The organism is Planococcus ruber (assembly GCF_022819085.1).
Lineage (GTDB): Bacteria > Bacillota > Bacilli > Bacillales_A > Planococcaceae > Planococcus > Planococcus ruber.
Genome location: NZ_JALHAG010000004.1, coordinates 606951 through 620836 on the forward strand (window position 1 = coordinate 606951; position 13886 = coordinate 620836).

Annotated in this window: 11 protein-coding genes; 6 read left to right on the forward strand and 5 right to left on the reverse strand. The window is 44.1% G+C overall.

The features are described 5' to 3' along the window. Positions 1 to 3 precede the first annotated feature (3 nt). The 5 genes from mnmE to rpmH all read right to left on the reverse strand — a co-directional run bounded on the left by mnmE (position 4) and on the right by rpmH (position 3965). Positions 4 to 1389, reverse strand: a complete 1386-nt coding sequence (mnmE, locus tag MTR82_RS10970) for a tRNA uridine-5-carboxymethylaminomethyl(34) synthesis GTPase MnmE (protein ID WP_052649560.1) — start codon at positions 1387 to 1389, stop codon at positions 4 to 6. A 370-nt stretch (positions 1390 to 1759) separates the two neighbouring features. Next, entirely contained in the window at positions 1760 to 2491 is a 732-nt protein-coding gene (gene jag, locus MTR82_RS10975; RefSeq protein WP_246809043.1) for an RNA-binding cell elongation regulator Jag/EloR, read from the reverse strand. Next, positions 2488 to 3267 carry a membrane protein insertase YidC gene (gene yidC / locus MTR82_RS10980; protein WP_052649558.1) on the reverse strand — a complete coding sequence of 260 codons (780 nt, stop codon included), beginning with the start codon at positions 3265 to 3267 and terminating at the stop codon, positions 2488 to 2490. The genes jag and yidC overlap by 4 nt, the downstream gene beginning before the upstream one ends. Positions 3268 to 3328: 61 nt before the next feature. Continuing rightward, the gene (gene rnpA / locus MTR82_RS10985) at positions 3329 to 3670 is read right to left on the reverse strand and encodes a ribonuclease P protein component (RefSeq protein WP_246809044.1); all 342 of its coding nucleotides are present in this window, start codon (positions 3668 to 3670) and stop codon (positions 3329 to 3331) included. A gap of 157 nt (positions 3671 to 3827) precedes the next feature. Beyond that, positions 3828 to 3965: a 50S ribosomal protein L34 gene (gene rpmH, locus MTR82_RS10990; RefSeq protein ID WP_006830546.1), complete on the reverse strand. Its 138-nt coding sequence runs from the start codon at positions 3963 to 3965 to the stop codon at positions 3828 to 3830. 488 nt (positions 3966 to 4453) lie between these two features. On the opposite strand from rpmH, the gene dnaA reads away from it, so the two are divergent. From dnaA to gyrA, 6 genes are all read left to right on the forward strand, one after another. Next, positions 4454 to 5800: a chromosomal replication initiator protein DnaA gene (dnaA, locus tag MTR82_RS10995; RefSeq protein ID WP_052649556.1), complete on the forward strand. Its 1347-nt coding sequence runs from the start codon at positions 4454 to 4456 to the stop codon at positions 5798 to 5800. Positions 5801 to 5971: 171 nt separating this feature from the next. Continuing rightward, positions 5972 to 7108 (forward strand): DNA polymerase III subunit beta, encoded by a 1137-nt coding sequence (gene dnaN, locus MTR82_RS11000; RefSeq protein WP_246809045.1) that lies wholly within the window; start codon positions 5972 to 5974, stop codon positions 7106 to 7108. Positions 7109 to 7215: 107 nt separating this feature from the next. Beyond that, positions 7216 to 7455, forward strand: coding sequence for a S4 domain-containing protein YaaA (yaaA, locus tag MTR82_RS11005; protein ID WP_052649554.1), 240 nt, complete (start codon positions 7216 to 7218; stop codon positions 7453 to 7455). Further along, complete coding sequence (recF, locus tag MTR82_RS11010; RefSeq protein ID WP_246809046.1) at positions 7445 to 8557, forward strand: DNA replication/repair protein RecF; 1113 nt, start codon at positions 7445 to 7447, stop codon at positions 8555 to 8557. Before yaaA ends, recF begins: the two co-directional genes overlap by 11 nt. 263 nt (positions 8558 to 8820) lie before the next feature. Next, positions 8821 to 10749, forward strand: a complete 1929-nt coding sequence (gyrB, locus tag MTR82_RS11015) for a DNA topoisomerase (ATP-hydrolyzing) subunit B (RefSeq protein ID WP_425024019.1) — start codon at positions 8821 to 8823, stop codon at positions 10747 to 10749. Between the two features lie 30 nt (positions 10750 to 10779). Then, positions 10780 to 13362: a DNA gyrase subunit A gene (gene gyrA / locus MTR82_RS11020; RefSeq protein WP_246809047.1), complete on the forward strand. Its 2583-nt coding sequence runs from the start codon at positions 10780 to 10782 to the stop codon at positions 13360 to 13362. Positions 13363 to 13886: the final 524 nt, after the last annotated feature.

Consider the following 13886-nt stretch of genomic DNA (forward strand, 5'->3'; position numbering starts at 1 on the left):
GTTTTATTTCCCTAAACAGAACTGTGAGAATAATTGGTTGAGGAGTCCGTCATCCGCTGTATCGCCGATGATTTCCCCAAGGATTTCCCAAGTTCGAGTGACGTCTATTTGAATCATATCCACCGGCACTTCCATTTCGGCCGCTTCAATGGCGTCTGAGATGGTTTGGTGCGCTTGGTGGAGCAGCGAAATGTGGCGGGCGTTCGAGACATACGTCATATCCCCCGCTTCAATTTCCCCTTCGAAGAACAAATCGGCAATGGCTTCTTCCAATTGGTCAATGCCTTCTTCTTCAATTAACGAAGTGGTGACCAGCAACCGGCTGCCGGCTAAAGCCTGGACTTTTTCCAAGTCGATTTTCTGCGGCAAATCGGTTTTATTGATCACAACGATATAATTCATATCTTTTACCGCTTCGAATAATCGTTCATCTTCTGCTGTTAGCGGCTCAGAATAATTTAACACATAAAGGATCAAATCCGCTTCTTTGAGAACTTTTCGAGAGCGCTCAACGCCGATCCGCTCCACGATATCTTCGGTTTCACGAATCCCTGCTGTATCTACGAGGCGAAGCGGCACGCCGCGGACATTTACGTATTCCTCTATTATATCACGGGTAGTTCCCGCTATTTCTGTGACAATCGCTTTATTTTCCTGGACCAAACTGTTGAGTAAGGAAGATTTTCCGACATTCGGCCGTCCGACAATGACTGTCGACAACCCTTCCCGCAAAATTTTCCCTTGCGAAGAAGTCTGCAGCAGCTTGTCAATTTCGCTACGCACCCACATCGATTTTTCGAGCATGATCGGACGCGTCATTTCTTCAACGTCGTCATATTCGGGATAATCGATGTTTACTTCCATTTGGGCAATCGATTCTAGCAATGCTTGGCGGAGCGTACCGATCAGCTTCGACAGGCGGCCTTCCATTTGGTTAAGCGCCACATCCATGGCCCGGTCCGTCTTCGCCCGGATCAAATCCATCACCGCTTCTGCCTGAGACAGATCGATGCGGCCGTTTAGGAATGCCCGTTTTGTAAATTCTCCCGGCTCAGCAAGCCTTGCACCTGCCCGCAAAACGAGAGCCAACACGCGGTTTACTGACACAATGCCGCCATGGCAATTGATCTCGATGACATCTTCGCGCGTGAACGTTTTCGGCGCTTTCATAAACGACAGCATGACTTCTTCTACGGTCTCTTCCGTCCACGGGTCCACTAAATGGCCATAATGGATAGTATGGGAAACTTGTTCAGCCAATTTCTTTCCGCTTGGCGCCTGGAATAGCTTGTCTGCAATCGGGATTGCTTCCGGCCCGCTTAAACGGACGATCGCAATCGCTCCCTCTCCGCTTGGCGTAGAGATTGCAGCTATTGTATCGAACTCCATGATAATCCTCCTTCTATATGAAAAGCACAACGAACGTTGCTGCTTAACATGGACCTACTAAAATCTATCCACAAATTCATTTTCAGCTCAAACTATTTTTACTCTTAAAAAAAGTTGTCCACATGTGGACAACCAGTAAAAGCACATGACTTTCTAACATATTACAATAGCACAAAGTGCTCCAATCTGAAAGGTACAATGCTTAGGCCAATAAAACCAGAATTCTCCGCTCACAAAGATCGATGCGGCTCTTAATCGGCCCATTCAGCTGCATCATTTCTATTATTGAGTTTGCATAAGATTTGTAGAACTGCTTTATCGCCAAAACCCATAAAAAAAACGGTATGCATATTTATGCATACCGTTTTGATTAGCGCAGCGGTTCAATTACTAAATAACGATTTGGATCTTTTCCTTCAGAATACGTATCAATGTCAGTTCTCCGGGATAACGCTTGGTGAATGACTTTCCGTTCGTAGGAAGGCATCGGTTCGAATTGAACGCGCCCTCCTGTCCGGATTGCTTTGTCCGCCATTCGGTCTGCCAGCTGCTCAAGCGTTTCCTGGCGCCGCTCACGGTAATTCTCCGCGTCCAGTTCCACCATCATGAATTGGTTCGAGTATTTATTGGCGACAAGCTGAGCCAGCTGCTGAAGCGAATTTAAGGTATTCCCGCGCTTCCCGATCAGCATGGCCACTTTTTCGCTTTCTAAAAAGAAGCGGACCTGTTTGCCTTTTTGGCTATGGGTGATGGTCAGATCTTCGATCGTCATTCCTTTTGCAATCGCTTGGAGATAATCTTTCGTTTCTTGAATGGCCCGCTCATTCGTTGCAGCAGGCGCTTCTTCTGCCAGTTCCTCCAGAATCTCTTCCGGTTCGGCTACTGGCGTTTGTGTTTCAGTCACTGCCGATTCAACCGGGGCAGCTTCCATTTCCTTAACTTCGACTTCCACCTCTGCAGGTTTTGCTCCGAAGCCAAAAAAACCTTTTTTCTCTTGCTGGATGATGCGGATGTTTACTTCTTCACGTGTGGCTTGAAGTTTTTTCAATGCTTCTGAGATCGCGTTTTCAACAGTTGTACCCGTTTGCGTGATCTGTTTCACTTTTTAGCCCCTCCTGCTTTCGTTTTAACAGGTTGCTGCACTTCTTTCTTTTCCCACGGACGGTAAATAAACATGTTTTGGATAAGGGAAATGATATTTCCGATTACCCAGTAAAGCGTTAATGCAGATGGCAAGACGATACCAAATCCGATAATCATGATCGGCATGAAATACATCATGATTTTCATTTGCGGATTGTCCATCGCAGGGCCTGTGCGAAGCACTACAAACTGCATAAGGCCGGCAATCACTGCCAAGATGATGCTTGGTTCTGCAAGCGGAAATATGAGGAAAGTCCCGAGATCGATTGACGGTGTATTGTTCATCCGGCTGATCGCGTGGTAAAAACCGATTAAAATCGGCATCTGGATCAATACCGGCAGACATCCCGCCATCGGGTTGACGCCTTTTTCCTGGAACAGCGCCATCATTTCTTTTTGGTATTTCTGTTGGGTTACTGCATCTTTGGATTTGTATTTTTCTTGCAAAGCTTTCAGCTGCGGCTGCACTTCCTGCATCCGCTTCGAACTTTTTGTCTGTTTAACCATCAACGGCAATAATGCCAAACGGATAATGATCGTCACAGCAATAATTCCGAGCCCGTAAGTTCCAAGCAAGCCTTTAAAATACGTAATCACTGAAACTAAGGGCCAAACGATAAATTCATTCCAAAATCCTTCGCTATCTCCACTGATCGGCTGATCAAATTCGGTACAGCCTGAAAGCAGCAATGCAACTGCGATCAGTGAAATAAGCATGACTATTCGCTTATTCAACCTTCTTCCCCCAAACTAATTTTCGATTACTTCTATAATAACATCGATTCGTAAACGCTTTCTACTTCTTGGGCAAAGCGCGTGCAATTTTTAAAACGTGCTCTAAACTCTTCTTGCTTTCGTGAAAATCCATTTCGGCCGCCTGTTGCCGGGCGATGATAACATAATCGGTATTCGGCTTTAAATCATCTTTCAATTCCAAGAAAGTTTGCCGGATATAGCGTTTGATACGGTTTCTTGTCACCGCATTTCCTACTTTTTTGCTGACAGATAAGCCTAGGCGAAATTCCGGTTGATCACTTTTCAAGACATAGACGATAAACTGGCGGTTCGCAAAAGACTTCCCTTTTTTAAAAATTTGCTGAAACTCTTTGTTTTTCTTAATACGTTGCTGCTTGTTCATCTTTTCACCTGCTTATTTTGGTTCATTTCTGCTCAATTCTTGAAGAAAAAGGTGGAGTGATCGTCCAGTGAGCGGCATTGAACACTCCATATACGCTGGAATCCTTTTTTCAAATTCGGCAGAAAAGAAAAAAAGACCACTGATGCGGTCAGTGGACTTAAGCTGATAGTACTTTTCTTCCTTTGCGACGGCGTGCAGCAATTACTCTACGTCCGTTCTTTGTGCTCATACGTGCTCTGAAGCCGTGTACTTTGCTGTGTTTACGTGTATTTGGTTGGTATGTGCGTAATGTCATGTAGTGACACCTCCTGAATAAAAGTAACTCTTTTCTCAAAGACAGTCTTGACTATTATAAAGCCCTCTTGTATGAAATGTCAATGTCTTATTAAAAAAGACAAGGATCCGCCTCGCACTTTCTCTATAGAAGTTATCCACATTCGTTTCCCAAAATAAAAAATTCCATGTGCATCAAACTTTCTTGAAATTTTTTATCCACACCCCTTATCTACAACTTCTGCACATAGGAACCCCGTGTGGATAGCTTCCGTGTGCACAAGAAAAGAAATGTGGATAAGTTTAAGAACTTCTTGTAATGTCTCAGTTTTTTTGTTAACATTAACTTGTTTTCACTTGTTGACAATTTTATTCACAAAATACTTATCCACAAACTGTGCATAAGATGTGGACAGTTATTTCACAGCTTGTTTGCAAAGTTTATCCACAGGCTGTGGTTTTGTGTATGATATACTTATAAAATATTTTACATATAAAGGAGAAGAGCTATTGGAACACTTAGACGAACTATGGTCAAGTGTCTTAGCCCAAGTTGAAACCAAAATCTCCAAACCGAGTTTTGAAACTTGGTTGAAATCGACAAAACTTTTATCTTATCAGAATGAGACAGTCACAATTTCAGCACCTAATTCGTTTGCACGTGATTGGTTGGAAAACCATTACGTGCATTTAATTACTGGAATCTTATCAGACCTTACTGGTGACGATCTGCTGATAAAATTTGTCGTGCCCAAAGATCAAGATATGGATGATTTTCAACTTCCTGCACCTCGCGTTAAACCCGGCCAGAATGAGCATCAGGAATTTCTTCCTGGCATGCTGAATCCAAAATACACATTCGATACGTTTGTTATTGGATCCGGGAACCGCTTTGCCCACGCTGCATCACTCGCCGTGGCCGAAGCGCCGGCGAAAGCGTATAATCCGCTGTTTATCTACGGGGGAGTAGGTTTAGGCAAGACACATTTAATGCATGCAATTGGACATTACGTCCTCGAACACAACCCCGATGCCAAAGTGGTTTATTTGTCATCTGAAAAATTCACGAATGAGTTCATCAACTCGATCCGTGACAACCAAACCGTCGATTTCCGCAATAAATACCGGAGCGTCGATATTCTTTTGATCGATGATATTCAATTTTTGGCAGGCAAAGAGCAAACGCAGGAAGAATTCTTCCATACGTTCAACACGCTCCATGAAGAATCCAAGCAAATCATCATCTCAAGTGACCGCCCTCCAAAAGAAATTCCAACTTTGGAAGATCGGCTTAGATCCCGCTTTGAATGGGGCCTTATTACCGATATCACACCGCCGGATCTGGAGACGCGCATTGCAATTCTCCGCAAAAAAGCGAAAGCGGACGGTTTGGATATTCCAAACGACGTGATGACTTATATTGCTAACTCGATCGATTCGAATATTCGTGAATTGGAAGGGGCTTTGATCCGTGTAGTGGCGTATTCTTCCTTGATCAACCGGGATATGAGTGCCGAACTTGCGGCCGAAGCCTTAAAAGACATCATGCCGAACTCAAAACCGAAAGTCATTACGATTTTGGACATCCAAAACGCTGTCGGCAGCCAGTTCAACGTAAAATTGGAAGATTTTAAAACGAAGCGCCGGACAAAAGATATTGCTTATCCACGCCAAGTCGCCATGTATTTGTCGAGGGAAATGACCGATTTTTCTCTGCCTAAAATCGGGGAAGAATTCGGTGGGCGAGATCATACGACGGTGATCCATGCGCATGAAAAGATTTCTACGATGCTAAAGGACGATCAGCAGCTTCAGCAAGATGTAAAAGAAATTCGAAACGCGCTTGGCAAAGGGTAATTCCGCTTGTGGATAACCCGATAAGTTACAAAGCAGTTTATGCACATTCTGTCTACATGTGGATAAGCTGCTTTTATTCACTATTTCAGGGTTATCCACATATTCACAACCCCTACTACTATTATTACTTTAAAGATCTAAATAAAATATATATATAAGCGAGGTTCCATAATGAAATTTGAGATAAAGCGTGAACGTTTAGTTGAAGGTTTAAATGATGTAATGAAAGCAGTCAGTTCAAAAACAACGATTCCGATTTTGACCGGGATCAAAATGGATGTCTCATCAGAAGGGATGCGTTTAACAGGAAGCGATTCAGACATCACGATTCAGACGTTTATTCCAGCGGAAGAGGATGGCGAGCAGATCATTGGGGTTTCCCAAGGAGGAAGCATCGTGCTTCAAGCGAAAGTATTCGGTGAAATCATCCGGAAACTGCCGACCAATGAAGTCGAAGTGGAGATTACAGGAAATTTCCAAACGCATATCCGTTCCGGCAAATCCGAGTTCCATTTAATCGGCCTGGATGCGATGGATTATCCACAATTGCCGGATATCCAAGACGACCGTTTGTTTTCAATTCCTGCAGATCTGTTGAAAACCATCAACAGAGAAACGGTTTTTGCCGTTTCAAGTTCTGAAACGCGTCCGGTATTAACAGGCGTACACTGGGAAGTAAAAGACGGGGAACTGGTTTGTGTAGCAACGGACAGCCACCGTTTGGCTCGCCGCAAAACAAAATTGGAAACTCTGCCAGAAGGCGAATACAGTGTCGTTATTCCCGGGAAGAGTTTAAACGAGTTGAACAAAATCCTTGATGACACGTCAGAGCCGGTCGAAATCGTCATGACCAACCAGCAAGTCCTGTTCAAATCCAAACATATTTTATTTTTCTCCCGTTTGTTAGAAGGAAATTATCCGGATACTTCACGCCTAATTCCTTCCGAATACAAAACGGAAGTTGTCGTAAATGGCCGTTCGTTATTGCAAGCGATTGACCGTGCTTCTTTATTGGCACGCGAAGAGCGCAATAATGTGGTCCGTTTCTCGACAAATGCCGGCAATGAAGTGGAAGTTTCTTCTAACTCACCGGAAGTCGGTAAAGTAGAAGAGCAGCTGCAGGCGCAAAACATTGAAGGGGAAGAGTTGAAAATCTCTTTCAGCGCGAAATTCATGATGGATGCGTTAAAAGCGATTGATGGACAAGATGTCTTGATCCAATTCACAGGCGCTATGCGTCCGTTCATTTTGAAATCAGCATTGGACGACTCAATTTTGCAGCTGATTCTTCCTGTCCGGACCTATTAAATTTGAAAAGCACCCTCGAGGATAGCCTATATGGCTATCCTTTTTACTTTTTACCCTAAATAGGGTAAAATAGAGGGATAGACTACGAATCGAAGGATGAGTGCATTTTGAAGGAAATCGGAATTGAAACAGAATACATCACTTTAGGCCAATTGCTGAAAATGACCGATACCATTAGTTCGGGCGGAATGGCCAAGTGGTTTTTGAGTGAACATGAAGTGTTTGTAAACGGGGAAGCGGAAGATCGCAGAGGCCGGAAACTTCGTCCAGAAGACACCGTGGCGATTCCGGAAGTTGGGGAGTTTCGTATCGTTGTCGCTGAAGGCATGAGCTTCGATGCGGATTGACCGTCTCGAACTATTAAATTACCGCAACTATGAAAACTTGGAATTGTCGTTTTCACCGGAGATTAATGTATTCATCGGTGAAAATGCCCAAGGAAAAACCAATATCATGGAATCGCTGTATGTTTTATCCATGGCAAAGTCCCACCGTACGTCAAATGATAAAGAATTGATACGCTGGGAAGCCGAATATGGTAAAATAAAGGCTGATGTGCACCGTAAATACGGCAAATTGCCTTTAGAAATAACTTTGTCAAAAAAAGGCAAAAAGGCGAAAGTCAATCATTTAGAGCAGCGGCGGCTTAGTGATTATATCGGTCAGTTGAATGTAGTCATGTTTGCTCCTGAAGATCTCAATTTGGTCAAAGGCAGCCCTCAAGTACGGCGGCGATTCATCGATATGGAAATTGGCCAGATTTCTCCTGTCTATTTGCATGATCTATTGATTTATCAAAAGCTTTTAAAGCAAAGAAATCATATATTAAAGCAGCATTACGGCAAACAAGCGATTAGTGACGTGATGTTTGACGTCTATACCGAGCAGTTTATTGAAGCTGCCGTTAAAATTATCCGAAAAAGGTATCAGTTCATGGATTTATTGCAAAAATGGGCAGAACCGATCCATCACGGCATTTCCCGCGGGCTGGAACAACTTCAAATCCGCTATCAACCGATCAGCGGTTTAAAGCCCGAATGGACGCCTGAAGAAATGGCGTCTTTTTTAGAGCAGAAACTGGCAGAATTAAGAAAACGGGAAATCGAACGGGGGTCTACGCTTGTCGGTCCGCACCGGGATGAATTGCAGTTTTTCGTTAATGGCTACGATGTCCAAACCTATGGCTCTCAAGGCCAGCAGCGGACAACAGCCTTATCGCTAAAACTTGCAGAAATCGAATTGATCAAACAAGAAGTCGGAGAAGCGCCCGTCCTGTTATTGGATGATGTGTTGTCCGAACTGGATGATTACCGCCAATCCCATTTGTTGAATACGATCAAAGGGTCGGTCCAAACGTTTGTTACCACGACCAGCGTTGAAGGCATCCATCATGAAACCATCCAAAATGCCTTGCTTTTCGAAGTATCGAAAGGGACCGTTAAGGAGTGAACGCTCATTTACATTTCAATCAGTAAAGAGCAAAGCATCCGGAAAAAGGAAATCATCGCTGTCATTCATTATGAAAATTACGTACCGGCCGCTTTTGTGCGGCTGCTCGTGCCGATAGAGCATGTAAAGTCATACGTGGTCACTGATGATTTTGTTTATGGTTCGCCTTTAAAGGCGCAAGCAATCTTAAAGAGTCTTAACGAACAAATTTATAGCACGCCAATTAGGAAATAGAATGTTGTAGGGAAGAGCAGGTGAACGGAATGGCAATGGAAGAAAATGAACTTAAACAATCTTATGATGCAAATCAGATTCAAGTTCTTGAAGGATTAGAAGCTGTCCGCAAAAGACCCGGAATGTATATCGGTTCGACAAGTTCAAAAGGGCTTCACCATTTGGTTTGGGAAATCGTGGACAATAGTATAGACGAAGCTTTAGCCGGCTACTGCGATGAAATCCAAGTAACGATCGAGCAGGACAACTGGATCCGTGTAGAAGACAACGGACGCGGAATTCCTGTCGGCATGCAAGAAAAAATGGGCCGCCCGGCAGTCGAAGTCATCATGACGGTCTTGCACGCAGGCGGTAAATTCGGCGGCGGCGGATATAAAGTGTCCGGCGGTCTTCACGGCGTAGGGGCGTCAGTTGTAAACGCCTTGTCTGAAGTGACTGAGGTTTATGTCAATCTTGACCAAAAAAAGCATTACATTAAGTTTGAACGAGGAGCGGTTACGGAAGAACTAAAAGTAATCGGCGAATCTGAACATACAGGAACGACGATCCGCTTTAAAGCGGATGCGGAAATCTTCAAAGAAACGACGGTCTACGAATTTGATATTCTAGATCACCGTTTGCGCGAACTTGCCTATTTAAACCGCGGTCTGCGGATTGTGATCCGCGATGAACGCGAAGGCGAAGAAAAAGAAAAGGTCTACCATTTCGAAGGCGGTATTAAATCGTATGTGGAGCATCTGAACAAATCAAAAGATCCGCTTCATGAAGAAGCGATTTTTGTAGAGTCTGAAAAAGACGGCATTTCAATTGAAGTGGCGATGCAGTACAACGCTGGATATGCAGCTAATATCTTTTCATTTGCGAACAATATCAATACCCATGAAGGCGGCTCGCACGAGTCCGGTTTCAAAACGGCTTTGACGCGTGTCATCAACGATTATGGCCGCAAAAATGGCATGTTGAAAGAACAGGATGCGAATTTGACAGGAGATGACGTGCGTGAAGGATTGACGGCGATCATTTCGGTTAAACACCCAGATCCGCAATTCGAAGGGCAGACGAAAACAAAATTAGGGAATACGGAAGTCAGTCCAATCGTCAATAACTTGTTCTCAGCCGGTTTTGAACGATTCCTTTTGGAAAATCCGTCCGTTTCGCGCAAAATTGTGGAAAAAGGGATCATGGCTTCCCATGCCCGCATGGCGGCTAAAAAAGCACGTGAATTCACGCGCCGCAAATCGGTTCTTGAAGTTTCCAGCTTGCCGGGTAAATTGGCTGACTGCTCTTCACGCGATCCGAAAATTAGTGAAATCTATATCGTAGAGGGCGATTCGGCAGGCGGATCAGCAAAATCAGGGCGAGATCGCCATTTCCAAGCCATTTTGCCTCTGCGCGGAAAAATTCTTAACGTCGAAAAAGCACGTTTGGACAGAATCCTGACAAACGCGGAAATTCGCAATATCATTACAGCACTTGGCACGGGAATCGGAGAAGAATTCAATTTGGACAAAGCCCGCTACCACAAAGTCGTCATCATGACCGATGCCGATGTCGATGGGGCCCATATCCGTACATTGCTGCTGACGTTCTTCTTCCGTTACATGCGGCCATTGCTTGAAGCGGGCTATATTTACATCGCTCAGCCGCCTTTATTCCAAATCAAACAAGGCAAGCATGTGGAATATGTATATACTGATGCCCAACTAAAAACGGCGCTTGAAAATTTATCAAGCACGCCGAAACCGAATGTCCAACGCTATAAAGGGCTTGGAGAAATGAATGCAGAACAGCTATGGGATACAACGATGGATCCGGATGTCCGGACATTGCTTCAAGTTACATTAACGGATGCTATGGTGGCAGATGAAACGTTCCATACTTTAATGGGCGATGATGTTGAACCACGCCGGAACTTTATCGAAGAAAACGCAAAATACGTGAAAAACCTGGACGTTTAAGTGATGTAGAGTTGAGAGGAGGCTGCGGATATGGCTGAACGGCCTAGCAGTGGTGTTGAAGAAATAAATATAAGCACGGAGATGCGGACCTCATTCTTGGATTATGCGATGAGTGTTATCGTTTCCCGCGCTTTACCGGATGTGCGAGATGGGCTAAAACCTGTTCATCGCCGCATCCTTTATGCAATGCATGATTTAGGGATTACTTCAGATAAAGCTTATAAAAAATCAGCGCGTATCGTCGGAGATGTTATTGGTAAATACCATCCTCACGGAGATACAGCTGTTTACGAAACCATGGTACGGATGGCGCAGGATTTCAGTTATCGTTATATGCTGGTAGACGGCCACGGAAACTTCGGATCGGTGGACGGGGATGCAGCAGCAGCTATGCGTTATACTGAATCAAAGATGTCAAAAATTTCCATGGAATTATTGCGTGATTTGAATAAAAACACAATTGACTATCGCGACAACTACGATGGCCAAGAAAAAGAACCGATTGTTTTGCCGAGCCGATTCCCGAATTTATTGGTGAACGGAACTTCAGGGATTGCTGTTGGTATGGCAACCAATATTCCGCCGCATCACTTAGGTGAAACCATTGACGGCGTCTTGGCATTGGCGGAAAATCCAGCCATTACAACGGAAGAATTGATGGAATTCATCCCGGGCCCGGATTTCCCGACAGGCGGGATCATTCTAGGGCGCAGCGGAATCCGCCGAGCTTACGAGACAGGCCGCGGTTCAATCATGATCCGTTCGGTCATTGATATTGAAACTAAACCAAACGGCAAGGAAGTCATTATCGTAAACGAACTTCCTTACCAGGTGAATAAAGCCCGCTTGATCGAAAAAATTGCGGAACTTGTGCGTGACAAGAAAATTGATGGCATTACGGATTTGCGCGATGAATCGGACCGCAACGGAATGCGCATCGTTATTGAAGTCCGCAGAGACGCCAGTGCAAGTGTTCTATTGAACAATCTATACAAACAAACGGCGATGCAAACAAGCTTCGGGATCAATATGCTGGCGCTTGTCGATGGCCATCCGAAAGTTCTTGGCTTGAAAGAAGTTCTTTATCATTACTTAGAACATCAGAAAGTCGTCATCCGCCGCAGAACTCAATTTGATTTGACAAAAGCGGAAGACCGCGCACATATTCTTGAAGGTTTGCGTATTGCATTAGACCATATTGATGCCATCATTGCTTTGATCCGGGGGTCACAGACGACTGAAGAAGCCCGCAATGGCTTGATGAGCAACTTCAATTTATCGGAACGCCAATCCCAAGCAATTTTAGACATGCGTTTGCAGCGTTTAACAGGACTTGAGCGCGACAAAATTGAAGAAGAATATCAAGGATTGGTGAAACTGATCGACGAGCTTCGTGAAATTTTGGCGAATGAATACCGCATCCTTGAAATCATCCGTGAAGAATTGCTCGAAGTAAAAGAGCGCTTCAGCGATAAACGCAGAACCGAAATCACTTCAGGCGGAACCGAAATGTTTGAAGACGAAGATTTAATTCCTCGGGAAGATTCTGTTTTAACGTTGACTCACAATGGGTATATTAAACGTTTGCCTGCGAACACCTACCGCAGCCAAAAACGCGGTGGCCGGGGCGTACAAGGAATGGGAACCAACGAAGATGACTTTGTTGAACACCTTCTATATACGTCTACACACGACACCATCTTGTTCTTTACCAATAAAGGGAAAGTCTACCGCAAAAAGGGATACCATATTCCGGAATACGGACGGACAGCTAAAGGCCTTCCTTTAGTGAACTTACTGGAAATCGAGAAGAACGAGAAAGTTACAGCCGTAATCCGCGTCGAAGAATTTAAGGAAGATGCTTTCTTCTTCTTTACAACACGTGAAGGTGTGAGCAAACGGACCCCGGTTTCGAATTATGCAAACATCCGTCAAAATGGTTTGATTGCCATCAGCTTGCGTGAAGAAGATGAGTTGATTTCGGTCAAACTGACAGACGGATCCAAAGAGATTGTCATTGGTACGCGCGACGGTGCTTTAATTCGATTCCCTGAAACAGATATTCGCAGCATGGGACGGACGGCAAGCGGCGTACGAGGCATCCGTTTACGCGATGGCGATAATGTAGTCGGCATGGAAATTCTTGAGCCGGGCGACAACATTCTGGTCATTACGGAAAAAGGATACGGTAAACAAACAAAAGAAGCCGAGTACCGTGTTCAATCCAGAGGCGGCATGGGAATCAAAACTTGCCAAATCACCGATAAGAATGGTCCATTGGTTGCTGTTCGTACTGTAAATGGCACAGAAGATATTATGCTTATTACAATCAACGGCATTTTGATCCGCATGGATGTGAATGATATCTCTACTACTGGAAGAAGCACGCAAGGCGTCCGGTTGATACGCTTGTCTGAAGACGAGACCGTCGCTACCGTTGCTAAAGTGAAAAAAGATATCGATCTGCCGGAAGAATCCGAGAATCCAGATGAAAACATCGAGGCAACTCTAATTGAAGAAAGTGCAGAAGCAGATGTGTACACAGAAGCGGACGATGTAGTAGCTGATGGAAACATTGAAGTTGAAGAAACAATAGAAGAAGATGAAGAATAATTTTTATCCCACTGGATCTCCCAGTGGGATTTTTTCTTGGCTGGTTTTTAAATAGATTAAAAGCTTTAGATGATCAAGAAAATTAACGATGTATTTTTAGTCTATAAATAATAGAGAGAAGAAAAAATGTTGCAGTGGATATTCTTAACTCAAGTTTCTCTTTTAGAAGAAGTTTCCTTCGAGAAAAAAACTTTACTCTTTGCAGAACTTTTTTCTTAAAACTATTGACGAAGTTTGATTTACTTGGTATATTAATAAGCGTCCTCAAAACAACTTGATTGAAACGAATTTATAATTTTTATAAAGTAGTTGACATCGAAATTGAATTGAGATATACTAATAAAGTTGCTGAGAAAAAAGCAGTGACAACATGAACCTTGAAAACTGAACAGCAAAACGTCAACAATATCGGCAACGGACCTTCGGGTCCTGCGCCAACAACTTACTGATCAGGCTCAGCCAGATCAAAGCGAATCGTGCGCCTCATTAGAGGCGGCGATGCGCCAGCATTGAGCAATCAATAC